Annotated in this window: 16 protein-coding genes; 10 read left to right on the top strand and 6 right to left on the bottom strand. The window is 44.6% G+C overall.

The genetic code is table 11. The annotated features are described in order from the left end of the window. Nucleotides 1-10: 10 nt before the first annotated feature. Nucleotides 11-889 (bottom strand): NAD(P)-dependent oxidoreductase, encoded by an 879-nt coding sequence (locus PCAR9_RS14945; RefSeq protein ID WP_179984292.1) that lies wholly within the window; start codon nucleotides 887-889, stop codon nucleotides 11-13. Nucleotides 890-1,513: 624 nt separating this feature from the next. Here PCAR9_RS14945 and PCAR9_RS14940 point away from each other — a divergent pair. From PCAR9_RS14940 to prsR, 3 genes are all read left to right on the top strand, one after another. Next, nucleotides 1,514-2,638 (top strand): beta-ketoacyl-ACP synthase III, encoded by a 1,125-nt coding sequence (locus tag PCAR9_RS14940; RefSeq protein ID WP_179984291.1) that lies wholly within the window; start codon nucleotides 1,514-1,516, stop codon nucleotides 2,636-2,638. 297 nt (nucleotides 2,639-2,935) lie between these two features. Next, entirely contained in the window at nucleotides 2,936-4,981 is a 2,046-nt protein-coding gene (prsK, locus tag PCAR9_RS14935) for an XrtA/PEP-CTERM system histidine kinase PrsK (RefSeq protein WP_179984290.1), read from the top strand. A gap of 82 nt (nucleotides 4,982-5,063) precedes the next feature. Next, nucleotides 5,064-6,425 carry a PEP-CTERM-box response regulator transcription factor gene (gene prsR, locus PCAR9_RS14930; protein WP_179984289.1) on the top strand — a complete coding sequence of 454 codons (1,362 nt, stop codon included), beginning with the start codon at nucleotides 5,064-5,066 and terminating at the stop codon, nucleotides 6,423-6,425. Nucleotides 6,426-6,566: 141 nt separating this feature from the next. Here the strand turns inward: prsR and PCAR9_RS14925 are convergent, their stop codons facing one another. From PCAR9_RS14925 to PCAR9_RS14910, 4 genes are all read right to left on the bottom strand, one after another. Then, entirely contained in the window at nucleotides 6,567-6,884 is a 318-nt protein-coding gene (locus PCAR9_RS14925; protein ID WP_179984288.1) for a GFA family protein, read from the bottom strand. 18 nt (nucleotides 6,885-6,902) lie between these two features. Then, on the bottom strand, nucleotides 6,903-9,035 hold the full coding sequence (locus PCAR9_RS14920) for a tetratricopeptide repeat-containing diguanylate cyclase (protein ID WP_179984287.1): 2,133 nt from the start codon (nucleotides 9,033-9,035) through the stop codon (nucleotides 6,903-6,905). A 117-nt stretch (nucleotides 9,036-9,152) separates the two neighbouring features. Next, nucleotides 9,153-9,488 carry a replication protein RepA gene (locus tag PCAR9_RS14915; RefSeq protein WP_179984286.1) on the bottom strand — a complete coding sequence of 112 codons (336 nt, stop codon included), beginning with the start codon at nucleotides 9,486-9,488 and terminating at the stop codon, nucleotides 9,153-9,155. Continuing rightward, entirely contained in the window at nucleotides 9,448-10,143 is a 696-nt protein-coding gene (locus tag PCAR9_RS14910) for an AAA family ATPase (protein ID WP_118492777.1), read from the bottom strand. The genes PCAR9_RS14915 and PCAR9_RS14910 overlap by 41 nt, the downstream gene beginning before the upstream one ends. Before the next feature lie 236 nt (nucleotides 10,144-10,379). On the opposite strand from PCAR9_RS14910, the gene PCAR9_RS14905 reads away from it, so the two are divergent. The 6 genes from PCAR9_RS14905 to PCAR9_RS14880 all read left to right on the top strand — a co-directional run bounded on the left by PCAR9_RS14905 (nucleotide 10,380) and on the right by PCAR9_RS14880 (nucleotide 19,606). Next, nucleotides 10,380-11,120 carry a glutathione peroxidase gene (locus tag PCAR9_RS14905; RefSeq protein ID WP_179984285.1) on the top strand — a complete coding sequence of 247 codons (741 nt, stop codon included), beginning with the start codon at nucleotides 10,380-10,382 and terminating at the stop codon, nucleotides 11,118-11,120. Nucleotides 11,121-11,204: 84 nt separating this feature from the next. Then, nucleotides 11,205-12,293 (top strand): alpha/beta hydrolase, encoded by a 1,089-nt coding sequence (locus PCAR9_RS14900; RefSeq protein ID WP_179984284.1) that lies wholly within the window; start codon nucleotides 11,205-11,207, stop codon nucleotides 12,291-12,293. A gap of 253 nt (nucleotides 12,294-12,546) precedes the next feature. Further along, complete coding sequence (locus tag PCAR9_RS14895) at nucleotides 12,547-12,990, top strand: hypothetical protein (protein ID WP_232091221.1); 444 nt, start codon at nucleotides 12,547-12,549, stop codon at nucleotides 12,988-12,990. 187 nt (nucleotides 12,991-13,177) lie between these two features. Beyond that, entirely contained in the window at nucleotides 13,178-14,572 is a 1,395-nt protein-coding gene (locus tag PCAR9_RS14890) for a TolC family protein (protein WP_179984283.1), read from the top strand. 5 nt (nucleotides 14,573-14,577) lie between these two features. Continuing rightward, nucleotides 14,578-16,374, top strand: coding sequence for an efflux RND transporter periplasmic adaptor subunit (locus tag PCAR9_RS14885; RefSeq protein WP_179984282.1), 1,797 nt, complete (start codon nucleotides 14,578-14,580; stop codon nucleotides 16,372-16,374). Then, nucleotides 16,367-19,606 (top strand): efflux RND transporter permease subunit, encoded by a 3,240-nt coding sequence (locus PCAR9_RS14880; RefSeq protein ID WP_179984281.1) that lies wholly within the window; start codon nucleotides 16,367-16,369, stop codon nucleotides 19,604-19,606. Before PCAR9_RS14885 ends, PCAR9_RS14880 begins: the two co-directional genes overlap by 8 nt. An 85-nt stretch (nucleotides 19,607-19,691) precedes the next feature. On the opposite strand, the gene PCAR9_RS14875 is transcribed toward PCAR9_RS14880, so the two are convergent. Further along, nucleotides 19,692-20,930, bottom strand: coding sequence for a dipeptidase (locus PCAR9_RS14875; protein WP_179984280.1), 1,239 nt, complete (start codon nucleotides 20,928-20,930; stop codon nucleotides 19,692-19,694). Nucleotides 20,931-21,323: 393 nt separating this feature from the next. Here PCAR9_RS14875 and PCAR9_RS14870 point away from each other — a divergent pair, with 393 nt between their 5' ends. Beyond that, complete coding sequence (locus PCAR9_RS14870) at nucleotides 21,324-22,082, top strand: SapC family protein (RefSeq protein ID WP_179984279.1); 759 nt, start codon at nucleotides 21,324-21,326, stop codon at nucleotides 22,080-22,082. The last annotated feature ends 156 nt before the right edge of the window (nucleotides 22,083-22,238 follow it).

The raw sequence follows: 22,238 nt of genomic DNA, 5'->3' as shown, positions 1-22,238 counted from the left end.
CGTTCGTTTACTACTTATCTAATTTGACAAAATAGTCGTAGATTTCAGGTACGTTGCCGTTACCCAAGCCGGCGTCAAAGGCTGCTTGTAAATTAGCTGATGAACCTTCAGCAATTTTCGACTCAGTACCTAAGTCTTCTACCATCTTCAAGAAATAGCCTAAATCCTTGTTGGCGTTAGCGATAGAAAAGCCTAAGTCACTATTATTATCCACTGCATAGTTTTTGCAGAACTGCATAAATGGTGAGTTAGATGGACCTGCAGACATAATGTCGAAAAGCTGTTGGCGGTCAACGCCAGCGCGCTCTGCTACAGCAAAAGCTTGTGACATGGCACATACGGTGGTCATACCCATGAAGTTATTAATCAGTTTGGTAGTGTGACCTGCACCAAGTTGACCAAGGTAAAAGACATTTTCACCTTGTTCATCAAGAACAGGTTTCACTTTTTCAAAAGTTTCTTTGTCGCCGGATGCCATAATATTGAGCAAGCCATCTTTCGCATGTGCAGGTGTTCGGCCTAGTGGTGCATCTACCATGCCTACGCCTTTGGCTGCTAAGTCTGCGCCAATTTTTCGTGTTGAAGAAGGAATAGAGGTTCCAAAATCAATAACCACGGCACCTTCTTTTAGCCCTGCCATAATGCCGTCTTCAGCGTACATTACCGATTCGACAATATTCGATGTCGTTAAGCAAAGCATAACGATATCCGCGCTTTCAGCTAATTCCTTACCTGTTTTTGCAACCTTTGCGCCGCGTTCTGTGCACTTAGCCACTGCATCAGGGTTTAAATCCATAACTGTGGTTGGAAAGCCTTTGTTTAAAAGGTTTTCAACCATGTTGCCGCCCATTAGACCAAGTCCGATGAAACCAATTGATGGTTTAGACATTATCTTTTCCTCATAAGTAAAAATTCGAAGGTTAGATACAACCTCGTCACCTTTGGTATCACCTAGTCATAAACAGATTATTGCCGAAAAGACGGCACTTACTGATTGAGAGACTATTGTTATTACCAATTTAATGTTTAAACCCTATTTCTATCTTGCCAATTTGTCAACCAATATCGAGTTCGAGGTCATTATTTTGTAAAAAAATTGTAGGTGTGAAAGCGCGTCTGTTTGCTAGTTACGTTGATTTATAATTTTTTTATACCTCTAACTTATTAATACAATTAGATTTTAATTCTCCTGACTAAGCTTTAGATGCGAAAAGGAAAGGCGTTTATTTTGTTTCTTTTGTAAACAATTCTTTTTAGTGTGGCTCAATGCGTGTTGTTTTATTGGTCAAGTCAATTCCCTTTCAGCTGCAATTTAGGCGGTTAAGAGGGAACGGTGGTCTCCACCATAGTTACAGTGACCGCGGATTAAGGTAAGCTATAGCTCATAAAACGCAGTCGTATTGCTAATAAAAGGTACGATTAGGCTTAATTGCACTGGCATTATTGCGTGAAGGACACGAAGTAACGCGACGTTTTAAAAGCCAGAAGTGTTAACAGATAATAGAGAATGCTTATGTCTCAACAGATAGTGATTAGCGGTGTGGGTGTTTGGCACCCAAAAGATAGTATTACCAATGAAGAGCTAGTAGAAAGCTATAACGCATACGCCGACGCGTTTAACGCTGAAAACAAAACTAAAATTGAAGCAGGTGAGCTAGCCGCTGTGCCTTACTCAAGTGCAGAGTTTATTGAAAAGGCGTCGGGAATTAAAAGTCGCTATATTTATCAAAAAGAGGGCGCGCTAGATATCACTCGCATGAAGCCAAAAATTGCGCCGCGAGCGGATGATGAACTTTCTCATCAGGCAGAAATTGCCGTTGAAGCAGCTAAGCTAGCTATGGCTTCTGCGAACGTGAGTGCTGACGAAATTGATGCCGTTATTGTATCGTGTGCTTACACACAACGCGCTTATCCCGCTATCGCTATTGAAGTGCAAGAAGCACTGAATATCGAGGGCTTTGGCTTTGATATGTTAGTCGCCTGCTCAGCAGCAACTTTCGGCATGCATCGCGCTTATGAGATGCTAAGCGCTAGAAATGCTACTCGCGTACTCGTTATCAACCCTGAGTTAGTTTCTCCTCAAATTAACTACGCAGACCGAGACAGCCACTTCATCTTTGGTGATGTAGCAACAGCGACTGTGTTAGAACTTGCTGAAACGGCTAAAAGCGAACACGTTTATGACGTGCTTAGCACTAAGGCAGTGACGAAGTATTCAAATAATATTCGTTCGAATTTTGGTTATATGACCCGTGCAGAAGATGTCGACCCTTACGGCCCTGACAAACTTTTCCACCAAGCTGGGCGCAAAGTATTTAAAGAGGTATGCCCAATGGCTGCGGCTCATATAGAAGCGCACTTAGCAAGTCATGACATCTCACCAGAAGGCGTGAAGCGTTGGTGGCTACATCAGGCTAATATTAATATGAATACTTTGATTTGTAAGCGCTTATTGGGGCGCGATGCGGACAGAACAGAAGCGCCTATCGTACTCGATGAATACGCAAACACTGCTTCTGCAGGTTCTGTCATTGCTTTTGGTTTGAATCATGAAGACTTAGTCTCTGGCGATATCGGTGTGCTTTGCTCTTTCGGAGCGGGCTATTCAATAGGTTCCTTGGTAATTCAAAAACGATAAAGGTTTAAGCGGTAAAAACTCAAAGCGCAGGCTTGGCCTGCGCATCATAAAGGGCGTAAGTTAAATATTTATTTTGTGAGCCCGTTTTACCAACTCGTTGCTTTATCTAATGCGGCAATAGGACCAAGTTAACAGCATAAATGCGGCTCTTGCTCCTATGTAGCAGTAATACAAAAAACGAGATGGAATTTTGCAGCATCTAACATGGTCGATATATATCGAGTATTATCAATGTAATGATCTGCTAGTATGCAGATTTATGCCTTCTAATAATGATAATAAAGGTGAGATAAAAGGATGATTTCAGATGTAGGCTACGGGCTAAATAGTCTCGCGCACCTAGCCCTTTTATTGTTGTTGCTAACAGTAAGAAAGCCAGGAGTTGCCAAGCACCTGCTTGTCGTTGCGACCGCTGCCACTTTTTTATGGTCAACAAGTTTAATTACCTCGCTGTTCGGCCCCATCTCCCTAAGCTGGCTGTTAAGCGTTGACGTTGTAAAGCAATTGGCTTGGCTTCTGTTTTTGTCCGCTTGTATTCAAACTAACTTCAGTAATATTGCAGCTGTATTAAAGCGTCCTATTACGCTGATTATCGTCGCTCCCGCGCTAATCGCGCTTCTTGCACCTTATTTGTTGGCAATTAATCCTGCGTGGAGTTTTCTTGTTTTAATCGTACTTTCTTTAGAAGTCCTTGTACTTTTAGAGGTTGTCTATCGGCAAGCAGGAAGAGAGCAGTGGGCCTTCAAACCGCTTATTATCTATCTTGGCGCAACAAATTTGTTCGAATTTGTAACCTACGCTAACGCGACTATGGTTAACCAAGTGGAAATTGGTTATATCGCTGCAAGGGGGTATATTTACTTTCTGCTTATGCCTTTACTCGTGATATCAATTCGCCGTATCCATCACTGGGGAATAGATATATTTATATCCCGCGATGTAGTTTTACATAGTTCATTATTGCTTGTAGCGGGCGGTTACTTATTTGTAATGGCTGTGGTCGGCTATGCCATCAACTATGTCGGGGGTAACTGGGGCGCTACCGTACAAATTATCCTCGTAGTGATGTCATTCGCGTTGTTAGCCACCGTATTTTTATCGAATGCTTTTCGTACTAAGATAAAAGTTTTTATTACGAAGCATTTCTTCGCCAATCAGTTCGACTATCGCGTTGAATGGGTGAAATTAACCCAGTGGCTAACTAGGGCCGGGGACTCGTCATCAGATGTTTATCACGCTGGACTAACGGGCATGCTAAACGCTATTCAGTATGAATCGGGCCTGCTCTTTAAGGTGAACGCAAATGGTTATGAACGTGTGGCTGAGGCATCCCCTATTACAGATATATCAAGCGAAGCGAAAGGCAGTGCCACCTACGCCACATTAGAAACTTTAGCGCAATACAGTGATAAAAATGGTTGGATTATTGATACGGATGCCTATCTAGTTAAGCCCTTTGATTACGAAGGGTTAAAGCTGGACCGCAATGCTTTAAAAGAGTGGGGATACCAGCTCTTTGTACCTTTCTTGAAAGACGGAGGGCTATGGGGGTTTGCCTTAGTTGCGCCCGGGGACAAGGAAAAAATTAGTCTCAATTGGGAAGTTAAAGACTATCTTACTGCGGTTTCTGAGCAAGTGGGCACTTATATGCAGCACCATGAGGCGGCACAAGTAGTGGCTGAAAACGCCCAGTTTGCTGCGTTTAACAGAATGTCTGCCTTTGTACTACATGATCTAAAAAATGTGCTTGCCCAAGTGGACCTTATTTTGGCAAACGCGCAACAACATAAGCACAACCCCGAGTTTATCGACGATACATTCGAAACTTTAGAACATACAAAAGCTAGAATGGAGAAAATGCTAAAGCAACTCACAGACAAAAAGGCGGTACAAGAAGGGGTTGACGCTGAGCTTTTACTCTCGGAAGTTGCTAAGGATGTGGTAAGTAGTCGTTGTTCAGGTTTAAGCCCTATACCGAAAGTGCATGTGCTTAAAGAAACGGCTGTTATGATTGATAAAGAAAAAGTAGCCAATGTCTTTTACCATTTAATCAGTAACGCGCAACAAGCAACAGGCGATGACGGTGAGGTTGATGTGGTGATAACTGCAAATTCCGACAGCGATACCCAGCTTGTCATGATAGAAGATACCGGCGTGGGGATGGAAAAAAGCTTTATTGAAGAACGTTTATTTAAACCCTTTGATACCACAAAAGGGAATGCAGGTATGGGGATAGGTGCTTACGATGCAAAAACCTATATCGAGTCTATCGGTGGTAAACTAACGGTCCAAAGTGAACCGGGACGCGGTAGCTGTTTTACACTGCATTTTCCGATAGGATAGAACAAATAACTAGAAAGTGGATCCGTACGCGACAAAAATCCACATTCCTTGGATGGATGAAGTAGATTAATAGGATGATGAAATGACCGATACCATTTTGGTAGTAGATGATGATTTAGGCATTCAAAAGCAGCTTAAATGGAGCCTTACGGATTACAATGTTGTTTTTGCTGACGATCATACTTCTGCCATTGCGCAGCTGCGTCGTTTTGAACCTAAAGTTGTTACGCTAGATTTAGGGCTTCCACCAGACCCTGCCAATGCTTCTGAGGGCTTACGAATTCTTCACGACATCATTAAGCTGGCGCCAAGAACAAAAGTCATCGTGGTCACGGGTAACAGTGATAAGCAAAACGCGCTTAAAGCAATTGACTTCGGGGCGTACGATTTTTATCAAAAGCCTATCGACTCAGACACTATTAAATTATTGGTCAATCGCGCGTTAAACCTGTCGAAATTAGAACACGAGAACAGTATTTTAGCGCGTACTCGTTCAGGTATGTCGAGGATAGTTGGCAATAGTGAAGCTATTCAAAAAGTGGTTCGTCGCGCCGAAAAAATTGCTAATACCGATATCAGCACGCTTTTGCTTGGTGAAAGTGGTACTGGTAAAGAAGTGTTTGCACGCAGCATTCATGAACATAGCCCTAGAAAAGATAAACCCTTTGTGGCGATTAACTGTGCATCGATACCCGAAAACTTACTAGAAAGTGAGTTGTTTGGGTATGAAAAAGGAGCATTTACAGGCGCTAATAAAACCACAGTAGGTAAGATTGAAACGGCACAGGGCGGTACGCTATTTTTAGATGAAATTGGCGATATGCCTATTGGTTTGCAAGCTAAGATGCTGCGTTTCTTGCAAGAAAGAGTGATTGAGCGGGTTGGTGGACGCAATGAAATTCCGGTAGATATACGCGTAATCTGTGCGACTCACCGAGATTTACAAGCCATGGTCGCGCAAGAAACCTTTAGAGAAGATCTATATTATCGAGTGGGCGAAATGCCCATTATGATCCCGCCGCTGCGGGAGAGGGATCAAGATATTATTCTGCTCGCTCGTACCTTTTTAAATATTTATCGTGAAGAGTTTAAAGCCAAAGCCAAGAGTTTTTCAGAAACGGCAGTCAATGCCATGTTAGCTCACAAATGGCCGGGCAACATTCGTGAGATGCAAAACAAGCTTAAGTCTGCGGTGATCATGGCTGAAGGGACGGTAATACAGCCTGATGATCTGGGGTTAATGCCAGTAGATGCCCATGATGAGCCTGAAACATTAAACTTGCGTGAAGTACGAGAAATAGCAGAAAGTCGCGCCATACGACGAGCATATCAAAAAGCGGACAAAAACATGTCGAAAACTGCCGAACTGCTTGGTGTTACCCGACCAACACTTTATTCGTTAATTGATAAGTACCACATGGAAGATATTAAAAACAGTGACTAAAACGTTGTCATCATAGCTTTAGGTACTAACGCGAAAAGGGTGAGATGCTTCTCACCTTTTTTAATGGCGTCATTGAACAAGGGATAGGCTTTGCTATATCGCTTGTTTTTATTTAACTGAGTTCAACTAAACACGACCGCTCTATAAGATAAATTGGCGGTGAGGCTCAGCTAAAGCGTCGTGACCGCTAAACGCAACATCAAGTAGCACTTTATTTGGGCTCACCTCTATACATATTACGCTTCCACACACGTTACATACATGGTGCGTTTCACCGTTTGCTTGATGTAACTCGGCTAACGCGGAAGGCGCGCAGTCAATGACAAGCCTTTCTTTTTCAACTGCCATACGCAGTTTACTGGTGTCTGTCTGAGTGAGTGTTTCATCGTCGGCTTCGAACTCATCAATATGTTCAATTTCATATTGAATGGCTTGGCAGCTGCAACTTCCTCTATACATATCTCATTTCCTCTACTGCTATTTATCGAGGGTATCTGGCCATTGAATACTGGCTACGTTATTAAAAGACGTGGCAACTCTAGAACCAGGAAAATCGAACTTAGTATCTAACAAAGTTGGGTGCGCTCTCGGTGTTTCAAGAGTTTCTATAACTCCCACCCAGCCGTTTCTACCGGACAGTTTTGTTGCGTACAGCGCATAATCTACAACGGCAAAAGTGCGCTTCCATGCGGTATCAAAATCATCTTCTTTATCTGGAGGAAGAAGTGAGAAGCCAATGCTACAGGTAATGTAGATAGGCTCTTCTAGGCCGATATCAAAAGAGGTACGAGCCACCATTTCCCGACAACGCTCAGCCAGTTCTGGTAATTCTTCTCTGTTTGATTGTCGACACACTACTAAGAACTCTTCGCCGCCCCAACGAATAATCAGGTCGGTTTGCCGGAATACCTCTTTTAGAACACCGGCAAATGCCGATAACACTTTGTCTCCTGCTATATGCCCATAGTCATCGTTAATTCGCTTGAAGTGATCAATATCAATCAGAAGGCAAAGTAAGTCTTGTTTAGACTTATTATTATTTGGGTTTTGCTTTGCTGAAAATTGACTGCGCCTAATTTCGCCAGGAAGCTGAGACTCTAGATAGTGCCTGTTGTACAAGCCGGTTAATGGGTCGCGTAAGCTTACTTCCTCTAGGGTTTTGTAAGCGCGTTCTAGTTCTTGGTTTTTCTCTTGTAGCGTTAGTGTTTGCTGTCTAACCTCGCGACGCAGAATAATAGTTTGTTGACGCTGTTTATAACGACTCCAAACTAAAAATGTGAGCAATAGTGCAGCTAGAGATACACTCCAAAATAAGGTGGTTTGTAAGTTTTCACGCTCAGCTTGAGCAAGTACAAGTTGCTTCGACTCTTCCAGCTTTTCTAGCGTACGGGACTGACGCACAAGCTCAATTTCGGCCTGAAGCCCCTCAATGGCTGATTTGTTTTCTGAGTCGAGCAAAACTTCGCGCAACTGTTGAATGACAGATTGCACATCCAAGGCTTTTTTAAACTCACCTAAAGATACAAAAGCACTAAGCTGCAGTGAAAGGAAGCTCAACTGCCCGCGAATATCTCTGTTTTTACGCGCATCAATAGTACCAGTTCTCGCTTCTGTAAGTGCCAGTTCGAAATCTTGTTCTTTCATGTAGGCTTGGGCCAGGGCGAGACGGCCTTCTTTCATCAATTTTGTCTGCCCCGATGAACTTGCGAACTGCATGGCTTCTTGCAGAAGTGCTCTACCTTTAGCAACCTCGCCACTTTCAACGAAGGCTTTACCCATTAGCATCTTTGCTTGTGCAATGGCACCGACGTCGTTAGTTGAAAGCAGAAGAGTAAGGCCCTCATTTATGGTTTGTATGGCTTGCTTGATGGCGCCAGACTTTAGTGACAGCTCGCCCATACGTGTCTTTATTGAACCGAGAAGTTTAGGCGTCCCTGTGCTTTGAATACTATCAAATGCATCTTGGTAGTAGGTGTGGGCCAACGTGGACTGATTAAGTAAACTATAAATTTCGCCAATGCGAAGAAGGGAAAGGCTCATTTCGTTAGCCATGTTATTTTCCCGAAAGTAACGTAGCGCGTTTTTCAGTGGCTCTAACGCCGCTTCTATTTCGCCTTGTTCTTGTTGGATTATACCTAGCTCAAGATTTAAACGGGCTTTTAAAAGATCATCGCGCTCAATTTGTGCGATAGACATTGCGCGTCTGACATAGGTTACGGCATTCGTATAATTAGACAGGTGCCGCTCGGAGGTGGCGAGTTGTAGGAGCGTTACTCCCATTTGATTGAGGCGACCTTCAAGGGTATAACGCTCTAACGCAGCATTAAAAATGGCTTTTGCTACTTCAAAGCGAGAAGCGTCTTGCAGTAGCTGACCCAGTGATGAAAAGGTATCAGCAGGCATTTCCTGTTGTTGCAACGCTTGTTCTAATAGCAAAAGTGCTGTGCTGTCCGCTTCGGCATATTTTTTAGTGTTAAGCAGGTTTTCAATCTGCCTGACTTCTGTATGAAACAGTTCGAACGCTTTTACTGACTTGCTTGATGTAAGATATACAGCAATCATCAGGGCACACACCAGCACGCGCGCTGTGTTTAATCCTCCACGGCCCATTCTATTGTATCTCCTATACGCTGTCAGAATACGCTAAATACTAAGTATCTCAATAGGCCTTCGGCCTAGCAACTTTATTATTTTGAAGTATAAAACGAATCTTATACGTATTTGGATTTATACTTTAGTTTTAATTTTGCTATTTTCTTCAATCCACTCGCGAATAAGCGCTGACTTTGCTTTTCCTGTTCTATGGGCAATATCTGCAAGCTTTTCAATACACTGCGGCGTTAAGGTAAAGGTAGCGTGACGCATACCTTCCGTTTTCGCCGGTTTTCTTATTGGTGCAACGTTCTGGTTGTTTACGGTTTTAACGCAACCTTTTCTTCCTTGTTCTTCTTGTTTATCAACTTTGCCTTGCGCATAAAGCAGCGCATCATCGATAAAATCCTCTATCGAACGAAGATTGGGTTTAGCTAACGGCTTCGACTTTTTGAGGTTGAGCAAACTCATAAGCATCCTCCAATTTGCCAGCTAATAGCTCTTCAAACAGCGTTCTTATTTCCGTAGCGGCTTTGCCTTCAGGTTCACTCTCAATCACCGATTGTCCTGACTCTTCAGAGTCGTCATACATGTTTCTACTGAAAGTGACAGCGTTCAAAACAGGGATGCCGAATGAACGACACACTTCTTTTGCCTCTAAAATGCGGTTAGCTAGGCTAGGAAGAGAAGGGCATTGTGTAATGACAAATGCCGCGTTCATTTTTGGGTTGACCATTTTACAAGTCGACAATATATCTTCCATATGAGGCACGGTTTTAAGGTCACGACGCTTAGGTCTAAGTGGAATCAGTATGTGATCAGCAACCGCCATTGATGAGCGCAAGGCTAGGTTGTCTTGACCACCACAATCGATCACTACGTAATCGTAATACTGTCGTAGACTGAGTAATTCGTTACGTATTTTGCCGTATAATTGAACACAGTTAATTTCAGCAAGACGAGGGTTTGCTTTTCGCTCTTGGATCCAGTCTGAAGTCGTTCGCTGCGGGTCACAGTCCACCATCAATACCTTGGCACCTTTTTCAGTGCGAAGATACACTGCAATGTTTTGTGCCAAGCAGCTTTTTCCGCTACCGCCTTTTTCTCCACCAACTAAAATAATCATGGTGATAACCCTCGAATATCGCTTACGTTAAAATGTTGAGCGTTGCGGGAGCCGTCATTGATAACATGACTCTCCCAAACCTCGACTAAAAGCATAGGCAGGCTAGAAGCGAGCTTCAGCATCAAAATCAATATTAACGAATGTAAGATAATACCTATTGATTTGTGACTGGACTCATTCTAGTCTTCTACTCTTAAATGAAAATTTACAGTAGAAATTACCGATAAGAGGTTGTTATGTCAGAAAGTCGCTTCACTTCCAAAGAAGGCCAACAAGTACCAAGTGTATCGTTTCCATGTCGGGAGGGTGATGCATGGGTGACGAAAACGACAGATGAATTATTTTCTGGCAAAAACGTGGTGGTATTTTCCTTACCTGGTGCATTTACACCCACGTGCTCCTCTACTCACTTACCACGTTATAACGCCTTAGCGAAAAAATTTGCAAAACACGGTATTGATGACATTGTTTGTGTATCGGTGAACGATACTTTCGTGATGAACGCATGGGCAGCAGATCAGGAAGCCGCGAACATTACGGTTATTCCCGACGGAAATGGTGAATTCACCGACGGCATGGGTATGCTAGTAGATAAAGCGGAGCTAGGCTTTGGAAAAAGAAGCTGGCGTTACTCTATGCTTGTGAAAGATGGCGTTGTGGACAAGATGTTTATCGAACCAGATGTTCCTGGAGACCCCTTTGAGGTGTCGGATGCAGATACCATGCTGGCTTACATTGCGCCAGAGGAGCAAACTAACGCACCTGTTTCTATTATCACAAAACCGGGTTGTCCTTTCTGTGCTAAAGCGAAAAAACTGCTTGATGAAAAAGGCTACGAGTACGAAGAAATCGTGTTGGGCAAAGATGCCTCTCTAACCAGCTTAACGGCAATTAGCGGTCGTGAAACCGTGCCGCAAGTTTTCATTGGCGGTAAGCACATCGGTGGTTCTGACGACCTAGAGGTTTACTTTAGCTAACGTTATATACGTATTAATCGTCACAAGAAACGGGAGCATGGTAAACTGCTCCCGTTTTTTATTAATTATCCGTAGCGGAGAATAATGGTGTCATCGAAGTTTTTTGTAAAAATGCTTGTAGGTATTGTTGCGCTTTTAGGTGCAAATATGGCTATAGCCGCTAATTTATCTATACCCGATACTAGCGAAATGAAAAGCAGAAGTTTTTCAGATCTTCAAAATCAGTTCAAAGCATTTTACGAAAAAGAGTGGGGCCAAACCGAGCCGTGCAGAGAGACTGCACTTAACCGCTTTTCTGTTTGCAGCAATGTATTACGTAATGAAGGCAACTCACCTTTTATGCTGACCAACAAATCAAGCAGCAAGGTGGCAGTGCTTATCCACGGCTTAAGCGATTCGCCTTTCTTCATGCGTGAGATCGCCAACATCTTATTTGAGCAGGGTTTTACTGTAGTCGTGCCGCTTTTACCCGGGCATGGTAAACGCGATGCCAATGACGATATGTCTGACTGGGATTTAGCAGAGCGCTGGCAGTCACACGTGGATGAAGTCATTAAATTGGCTGATAGCATGGGGGATACTTTGCTTGTAGGCGGCTTCTCTACAGGTGGCGCACTGGCGGTTGAACATTATTTAGATAATGCCAATAACGAACTAAATAATATCAATGGTCTTATGTTATTTTCTGGCGCGCTGGCGCTGTCTGATAACGCTGAAAGTATGTCTCGAATTTGGGGTATTAAACTTTTAGCACGAGTGATTGATGGAAGTTATCAAACCCATGGCCCTAACCCTTACAAATATCCTAATGTAGCGGGTTTAGCAGGGTTAGAATTGATGGATTTAATAAACACCATTCGCGACAAAGTCGAAGAAGGGCAGCAAATTGAAGTGCCATTATTTGCCGCTCATTCTCAAGCTGATGTAACTACGCCAATTCGCGGCATAGAGCAGTTAATGGACGCAAGTAAAGGTCCGAATACCTTTTTCGTTATCGATGAATCGTACGGGTTGTGCCACGCAGATTTAGTCGTGAATACAAGCTTGCTTAATAAAATGAATTTCAACGCAAGCATGGTTAACCAGCAGGAAGAATGTGCAGTACCTAAGGTAAACCCGCTGTTCTCGACTATGGGCCTGATGTTGCGTGATTATTTGTCGCAGTTTGAATAAGTTACTGGGGCCTGTTGGCCTTTGATGTACAACAAAGATCAACAGGCCCTGGCTTAGCGACATTAACCGCTGGCTTTACTGGTCGGTGACATCACGCTATTATTTCGTTGCATAATAGACTGTAATTTTCTGAGTAGAGTCTTTGAGAAAGTTTCGGATTGGTTTAACGCTCAAAAGGTATAGGTCGGCGAATGCAAGTTCGTGGGTTCTTACCTTGTTTTTAATGATGGCACTTGTGTCGTCAGGCGGCGCTGTGTCTATTGAACATTCATACGAACATGACCATTCAATGGCGGCGATGACGCCGCAGTCGGATGCTGCTCATGTTAACCATCAGGTTCAAACCCCTGAGTCTGCTAATACACATTGTCAGCATCAAGAATTGTCTTCACCACAGGCGAATTTAAGTGCTAAAAACAGCATGAGCAAGCCCGCCCAATTCAACAGCGTCCCGGTCAGCGATGCAGGCGTGAATAGCGTGAAAGCATTACAGATGAGCGACATGTCTTGCTGCAAGGATGAATGTAAATGCCCAGCCGATCACTGTTTTAACTTGAGCGCTAGTGCGCTAATTCAGCCTACCGTTGAAACTGAAATATCAGTAGCCAGAATGGCTGCCATTGCGCCTATTCTAGGGCAGAGTACACCTCCTCACTTCGGGCAGTTTCGCCCACCAAGATCACTTTTCACAGCATAGATCCATCTTGCGGATTTGTTTTGCCGCAGAGACGTTTTTGATTCAACGAGATGTCTTTTCGTTTTGAGATATCTCTGATCTTTTATCTATGTAACGCGTGGTAAGTGGTTTTGCTAATTCCCTTTGTCGAATTTAGCGAAAAGCATGCAACGTCACTACGCCTTACACCTGAAAAGTGATGTTATACATGAGTAACTATTCGGTATCTAAAAAAATGGGCACTGCCAAGCATAATAAAATAAGGGCCTCGTTCGCTGTAGTTTTTGTGCTTTCTTTATTTTTGATGGCTAATAAGCCTGTTGTGGCGCAGACCCTAAGCCTGGAGCAGGCGCTGCAGCTAGCTATTCAAAATGACCCTTTACTCAAAGGGAATGCGCATCGAAAGGATCGTTTTAATGCAGAAGCCGAGGCGTCATCATATTGGGCAAACCCGCAGGTTTCAGCGTCTGTACAAAACTTGCCTACCGACGGCTTCGCATTTGACCAAGAGCCTATGACGCAATTTAAAGTTGGTTTGAAGCAGCAGTTACCGCGAGGCGATGAAAATCTTTACAGCCAGCAAAAGTATCAGGTTATGGCTGATCAAATGTTGGTACAGAGCCAAGCAAGAAAGGCGTGGCTTAAACGTGAAGTTACCCTTACTTGGTTAGATTGGGTCTATGCAACACGTCGCATTGGATTATTGGACAAAGAGAAATCATTGCTTACACAGCTACTCGATTTTACTGACTCCAGATACAGTCAAGGCGTAGGTGCAGCGGCGCAGCAAGACATACTGCAAGTGCGTTTGGCATTATTGTCACTAGACGATAAATACGTGCAGGCCTATCAGCAAAAAAATGAAGCGAGATCGGCACTATCAAAATGGTTTGGTGCGCCACTAGATGACTCTGTAAGCGCACCGCTGGCTCAATCAACACAAGACGCCATTGAAGTCGATGCCATTTTAAATGACAGTAACCTAAGCCTTTCTTCGTTCTTAACGGTTATTAATAGCAGTGAGCCTTTTTCAATACTACAGCATCATCCTGAGGCTATGCTGCTTCAAATTCAGACCCAGATAGAAGCGCAAAATGTGAACATAGCGCGAGAGCAAACCAAGTCTCAGTGGGCATTTGAAGCAAGTTATGGATACAGACAAGACGCGCAAAATGGCGCAAGCCGAGCTGATATTGTGTCATTGGGTGTTCAAGTAGACCTTCCGTTTTTCAATAAATCTCGTCAAGACGCTTCAATAGCCGCAGCGGCTTCCAAAATGAGTGCGTCTGAAACGGACTTCCGCTTGAAAGTGAACGAGCTTGCCGCAAATGCAGAGGTGCTTAAATCACGTTTGTCAGCGCTAAGTGAGCGCAAAGCGCTTTATGAAACGGCGTTAATTGGTGAAACACAGCAACTTTCTGAAGCTGAACTGACAGCTTACACCACAGACACTGGTGATATTAGTGATGTTGTCAATGCCAACCTCAAGAAAGTACAGGTGCAGGATGATTTACTCAAAATAGACATCGAGCGCGCCAGAACACTGGCGTCACTTGCTTATTTGTACTTGCCCACTCTCGCCCATTTTTCGAATAAAGAGTAGTTAATATGACATCTTCAACTCACCCTACTCCAAATACAAAAAGCACGTTAATAAGGGGCTTGCTAATAGGTCTGCTATTTGGCGGTCTGTTAGCGTTCGGCTTGGCCTCACTATTGTTGTCTGATTCATCAAAACACGGAAATGGTGAAAGTGCCCACAGCGGAGTAAACACCCACAGCGGAGTCAGTGCCCACAGCGATAAAAGTGCCCACAGCGACGAAACTGATAATAAAGCCCCTTTATATTGGGTAGCGCCTATGGATGACAGCTATCGCCGTGACAAACCGGGAAAGTCACCGATGGGAATGGATTTGGTGCCGGTATACGCCACTGAGGAAGCAAAATTAGCGCAAAGCAATGAACGTACGCCTGGTACCTTAATGATTCCGCCAAATGTACAGCACAATATAGGGGTTAAAGTCGCGCCCGTTACCATTGGAACACTTCAACAGACCGTAACGGCGGTGGGTAACGTTGCCTACGATGAAGATAGTATTGTGCACATCCACCCTAGAGTATCAGGTTGGGTCGACAGGCTTTTCATTAAATCTCAAGGTGAGCAAGTTGAAAAAGAACAGGCACTTTATACCCTATACTCGCCAGAATTAGTTAGCGCACAAGAAGAATACGTTTTAGCCCTTAAGCGAGGTGACGCACGTTTAATTGATGGCGCAGCCGAGCGCCTAAGAACTCTGGGGCTATCAAAGAGCGTTATTGAAGCATTGCAAAAAACTAGACGAGTAACACAAACCGTCACATTTAACGCGCCGCAAAGCGGTGTAGTAGAAGCGCTGAATATTCGGGAGGGGTTTTACGTTCAGCCCGGGACAACCTTGATGAGCATCGCACAGCTAGATACGGTGTGGGTGATTGCTGAGGTACCTGAAAAATACGCGCAAATCATAGCGCCTCATAATAGCGCTGTGGTTACCCTTGACGAAATGGACCATGGGTCCGATGCTAAATGGGAAAGCCACGTAGAGTATATTTATCCGTCTTTGTCAGAAACAACGCGAACCCTGAAAGTACGCATACCGCTAAACAATAACAATCACACGTTAAAGCCCAATATGTTTGCCCACGTTGGAATAAAGCCTACTCAACGTAAAACGGCGTTACTGGTTCCTCGTAGTGCCGTCATTCGCACGGCTGAAGGCGCAAAAGTGGTACTCAGTGATGGCGATGGCAATTTTAAGTCAGTACGCGTAAGACTGGGGCAAAGCGATAGTACACATTTTGAAGTCGTCGAAGGCTTGTTGCCAGAGGATGATGTGGTGGTATCAGCACAATTTCTGATTGATTCAGAGTCGTCGAAAAGCAGTGACTTTAAGCGAATGAAAGCGCCCGATCACCAGGCCACGACAACAGGTACTATTGAGGCAATTGAATTGCCAGCTGACACCGAAACGAATGGCGCTTCGAATAACGCAAAGTTAGTGATTGCTCGCGGGCCGATTGAAAAATGGGGACGGGGACCTGCGACAATGTCATTTGCGGTATCAAAGCATATTGACTTATCTCAGTTTAGTGAAGGTGACAACATCATGTTCACCTTTGTGACTGGCGAAGAGTTCACGGTTATTAATATGCGTACACATAGTGAACATGCAATGGACAAGGGCATGGTGCATGACTCAGGTCACAGCAATCATAAACATGATGCAGGCAACCTGAAGGGCAATGGAGAGCAAAGCGATGCTCACGAGTCATCGGTTCATAAGTCAATGGCTCATAAGTCAATGGTTCACAAGTCGGCAGAACAAAAATCGATAAATCATAAGGAGCATATGCACCATGATTGAATCGGTAATTCGCTGGTCGGTTAACAATAGAATACTGGTATTGCTGAGCGCTATTATGCTCAGTATTGCGGGTGTCTGGGCGGTGAAAAACACCCCCGTTGATGCTATCCCTGATTTATCTGATGTCCAAGTTATAGTGAAAGTAAACTATCCCGGTCAGTCGCCGCAAGTGGTGGAAGATCAGGTGACGTTTCCTCTCACCTCTGCGCTAATGTCAGTGCCTGGCGCACAGACGGTGCGAGGGTATTCATTCTTCGGCGATGCCTACGTATATATAATCTTTGATGACGATACAGACATGTACTGGGCTCGAAGCCGTGTTCTGGAATACCTAAGCCAGGCGTCTTCGCAACTTCCAGAAGGCGTGACACCTCAGCTAGGTCCAGATGCGACAGGGGTAGGTTGGGTTTACATTTATGCGTTGGAAAACGATGCTAGTCAGCTAAATGCGCTGGATGCGGGTGAATTAAGGGCGTTGCAAGACTGGTTCTTAAAGTTTGAGCTTCAGTCAGTTGAAGGCGTATCTGAAGTGGCGTCTGTTGGAGGGATGGTTAAACAATACCAAGTTATTGTCGACCCTGAAAAATTACGTGCCTATAACATTCAGCCATCCATGATAGACATTGCCCTTAAACGGGGTAACCGCGCGTCAGGCGCTTCGGTTATTGAAATGGCCGAGGCAGAGTACATGGTTAGCGCGCAAAGCTACATTCAGGGCATTGATGACATACTGGCGTTGCCCACAGGTGTTATCAAAGACGGCGTTAGCATAACGATTAACGATGTAGCTCAAGTGGTAGAAAGCCCGTTGATGCGCCGCGGTATTGCTGAACTAAACGGGAATGGCGAAACCGTGGGTGGCATTATAGTGATGCGCTATGGCGAAAACGCAAAAGCCACTATCGATGCGGTTAAAACTAAGCTGGATTCATTAAAAGCGAGCTTGCCGGAAGGGGTGAATATCGTTCCCGTGTACGATCGCTCCACCCTTATTGATAAGTCCGTCGATACCCTCACCAATAAGTTGGTGGAGGAATTGCTGGTTGTTGGTTTGGTATGCGCTATCTTCTTGTTTCACATACGTTCATCTATGGTTGCGCTAATCAGTTTGCCTATTGGTATTCTCGCCGCCTTTATCGTAATGAAGCTGCAGGGACTTAATGCCAACATCATGTCTTTAGGTGGCATTGCTATCGCTATCGGTGCAATGGTGGATGGCGCTATTGTTGTTGTTGAAAATTTACACAAGCACATTCATCAGCATGCTGTTTCATCAAGTCAGGGAGCTTTAGTGAGTCAAAGGGGGACAGGGAGCGCCCAGTCGCGAACATCTATACCAGCCTCTGCGCCAACATTTGCAAAGCTTTCGGCAGCCAAACGTTGGGAACTGGTGATTAAGTCGACCACAGAAGTTGGCCCAGCTTTATTCTTTGCGCTGCTAATTATAACCGTATCCTTTATTCCTGTTTTTGCGTTAGAAGCACAAGAAGGGCGTCTTTTTGCGCCTCTTGCCTTTACCAAAACCTATGCCATGGCAGCAGCTGCTGCGCTGGCTATTACCTTGGTTCCTGTGCTGGCGGGCTACTTCGTACAGGGTAAAATACGCTCTGAAGCCCAGAACCCGGTAAATCGAGCTCTAGAGCGTGTGTACCAACCATTGCTGACGCGGTTGCTTAACTACCCACGGACCACCTTGGTAGGGGTATTTTGCTTGTTGCTTTCCATGTACTGGCCGTTAAGCCAACTAGGTAGTGAATTTATGCCAGAACTGGACGAAGGCGATTTGATGTATATGCCTACAACCTATCCAGGTATTTCGGTGGGTAAAGCCAGAGAGCTTTTACAGCAGACGGATAAGCTTATTGCAACCTTGCCCGAGGTTGAAACGGTATTCGGGAAAATTGGACGCGCAGATACGGCCACAGACCCTGCTCCATTGACGATGATTGAAACCTTCATCCAGCTTAAACCTAAAGCGCAGTGGAGGGAGGGCAAGACCACTGAAAAGCTCAAAGAAGAGCTTAACGCCCTGGTACAGTTCCCTGGGCTGACCAATGCGTGGGTAATGCCAATTAAAACCCGTATCGACATGTTGGCAACCGGGATAAAAACCCCTGTTGGGATCAAGATTGCGGGGCCTGACCTAGCAGGCATTGAAGCCATCGGAAAGGATATAGAGACACTGCTTAAAGACCTGCCCAACACAGCATCAGTTTACGCTGAGCGGGTAGTAGGTGGCCGTTATGTTTATATCGATATCGACAGGCAGTTGGCGGCGCGTTATGGCATGACGATAGACGATGTTCACAGTATTCTAGCGTCGGCGGTGGGCGGCAAAGTGGTTACACAATCAGTGGAAGGGCGTGAGCGTTTTCCTATTGCCATGCGTTTTTTACAGCACTACCGCGATACCCCTGAATCTTTAGCATCTATGCCGTTCGTCACGCCAAGCGGTGTTCACATTACCCTTGGCGATGTCGCCACCGTGCGTATTGACGACGGGCCGGCCGGAATTAAAAGCGAAAATGCCCGATTAAACGGATGGGTATACATTGATATCTCGTCAGACTCAGCCACGGGTATTGATTTAGGGGGTTATGTAGATAGCGCGAAACGCTATTTGTCAGAGCACCTTGATTTACCCACTGGCTACTCCATCACGTGGGCAGGGCAGTTTGCTTATCTGGAGCGCGCAAAAGCAAAGCTGTCGGTAGTTATACCGTTGACCTTAGCCATTATCTGTCTCTTACTTTATCTAGCGTTTAAACGCCTTCGTGATGTAGCACTCATACTTGCTTCTTTGCCTTTGGCATTGGTGGGCAGTGTGTGGCTGCTTTACTTTCTCGACTTCAATTTATCAGTTGCGGTAGGGGTTGGGTTTATTGCTCTTGCCGGTGTAGCAGTGGAAATAGGCGTTATCATGTTGGTGTATTTAAACCAATATGTATCAGAAGCACTTACTAAGCACGCAACAGAAAGTGACAACTCCAAAAAAGATGAGCTTGTTAAAACGGCTATTGTCCATGCTGCATCGGCAAGGCTTCGCCCTGTTATGATGACATCGCTTTCTATTATTGTGGGCTTGCTGCCTGTGCTTTATGCCACTGGAACTGGTAGTGAGGTGATGCAGCGAATTGCGGCGCCTATGGTAGGCGGTATGGCGAGTGCACTGGTATTAACGCTGTTGGTATTGCCAAGCGCGTTTTACTTAATTGTGTCACGCAAAAAATAATAGAATTGAAAGTGTAGTAGAGTAGAAAAAGAATAGGGAAGCGATAACACGCTTCCCTACGCTTCGTTTTTAAAGCGTTGCGCGACTAGTGCGCTGCCGCCTGATCTTCCGCATAACCTTCTGCATAGTCTTCCACTTGTTGCCAAACGCGTAAAAGGTTACCACTTAGTATCTTTTCAATATCGGTACGGCTATAGCCTCTATCGAGCAACCCTTGCACTAAGTTTGGAAAGCTCGCCACGTCTTTAAGCCCAATGGGTAGTGAGTCACCTACGCCGTCGTAGTCTGAACCAATACCCACATGGTCAACACCAATTAGCTTTACCACGTGGTCAATGTGGTCAAGCACTTCGTCTAGCGTTGAATAAGGGTAAGGTACTTTTTCTCGGTAGCTTTCTTCAAAGTTCTCTAGCTTAGGGCTGTCTTCGCCTTCTTTTTCAATCAGCGCTTTGCGAGCGGCGGTAAGACCGCGGCGCCATTTGCCTGCTTCTTTAGAGACAAAGCTAGAACCAAAGTTAATCATGATCACACCGCCATTTTCACCGAGCTTTTTGATCATCTCGTCGTCCATGTTGCGTTCAAAGCCAGGTGTAAAACGGCGCAGTGAAGAGTGCGATGCAATGACCGGCACTTTCGTTAATTCAATTACCTGGTAAAAGGCATCATCGGACACATGAGAAATATCTAGCATGATGCCAATGTTGTTCATCTCGCCCACTAAGTCTTTGCCAAACGGGCTTAAGCCTTTCCATTTTCTACGCAGATCGTACGAAGAGTCAGAGATGTGATTAGCCTGGCTGTGAGCAAGGGTAATATAACGGATCCCACGCTCGTAAAAAGCCGCTAAATTTGCCAAATCCCCTTGAATAGGCGAACCATTTTCCATCCCCATAGGCAATGAAATAAGCCCCTTTTCAAATTGGGCTCTTACCTCAGAAGGACTCTTAGCAATGGCAAATTTATCCGGTGCGCGGGCAACAATGGCTTCCACCGAGTCAATGAGTTCATGAGCAAGTTGGGTTGATTCAGGCGAATTATCTAAACTAGCAGGCACGTAAATACTCATAAAAGGGGCGTTCAGGCCGCCAGATACTGCGCGAGGATAATCAAAGTCTCCACCGTCAGTGGCTTTGGTAACATCTACCCATTTTTCCTTAACGCGATAAGGAACATCAATATGGCCATCTACAATTATGGTTTCTTGTGCAATCTTTATAGCTTTTTCAGATGCTGAATAAGTAGAGGTCTCAGCAAGTACAGAGTGTGAAGCAAAAAGCGCAGAGATAAGTAATGCGCAAGATGAGATTGGGAAGCGCCCCTTCATAGAAAATCCTTATTTTGTTTTTTTATCGCTTAGGTCAACAACCGCTAACTTAATAGCAATACGAGACTAAAGGATAATGCGCACTGCGACAATAGGCTTTTACTTGCTATGCATTTACCCCAGATTGCTCTCGCTAAGCCCTAAATTAGTCGATATTGCTCATTTTTAGAGCGTTTGTGCTTGTTTACTTCAAGTTTACATTGCAATAAAAATTTAAAACTTGTTATGGTGAAGACTGCGTGACTTCATTGCGCGAATACGGGATACTCCCAAGCGCTCCGCTTATTATCGATGTCAAATATGCATCAGCGCGGCCGACGTAATTTTTTAGTGGCACCCGCTCTTCTCACATAATTAAGCCGGGGCCACAGCTAACAAGTATGAGAAATAAATATGGCTATTAATTTTGTACCGCTAGATAAAGAAAAGCATAAAGACCTAAAGGTTGCGGTAAACACATCTTTCAGCTTTGCGAAAAACACACACCTTGCAGCAGCAACTATCCGTGAATTTGCACAACTGGCTGCAACAATGCCGCTAGTGTTCATTGAAGACACTACGTCTAAGCGCCACCATGTTGTGACTATGCTTGGTATGGAGCAAGGTCAAAACCTTTTCCTAACTGGCGATAGCTGGAAAGGTCCTCACGTTCCAATGAACATCCTTCGCTATCCGTTTGACGTACGTCCAGACGGCGACAAGCTTGGCGTTTACATTGACGAAAACTCTGACCTTATTTCTGATGAAGGCCAAGCTCTATTCACTGAAGCTGGTGAAGCAAGCGAGTTCCTTGATAGCCGTCAGAAGTTCCTAGCAGACCTAGCGAATAGCGAAATGCTAACACAGCGTTTTGTAGCGAAAGTTGTTGAGCTAGACCTACTTGATCCAATTCAAATTCGCCTTACTTACCAAGACGGTAAGCAGCGCAATGTTACAGGCATGATGAGCATTAACGAGAAGAAACTTCTTGAGCTACCTGAAGAGCAAGTACTTGAGCTACATAAACAAGGCTTCCTAGGTGCAATCTATGCGGTAATGATGTCGGTTGGTCAGCTTAATCGTCTTGTTGAGCTTTCAAACGATACAGACAACCCAATTCGCAACATGCAGCTTTCTGCTGTTAAAGCAGAAGAAGCAGCGCCAAGCGCGTAAACGCGCTTCAAACTCAAATGTAAAAACCCGCGATTTCGTCGCGGGTTTTTTTATGTCTAAACACTATGTTCAGATTTCGTCATGTTTCGTTCAGAATCCGTTAAGTTTTAATGTCTTATCTTATGCGTAGTGTTATTACACGTCGTTCCCAACACA

This window comes from Alteromonas macleodii, from assembly GCF_903772925.1.
Classification (GTDB): domain Bacteria; phylum Pseudomonadota; class Gammaproteobacteria; order Enterobacterales; family Alteromonadaceae; genus Alteromonas; species Alteromonas macleodii_A.
This window is presented reverse-complemented; position numbering and strand designations above follow the sequence as displayed.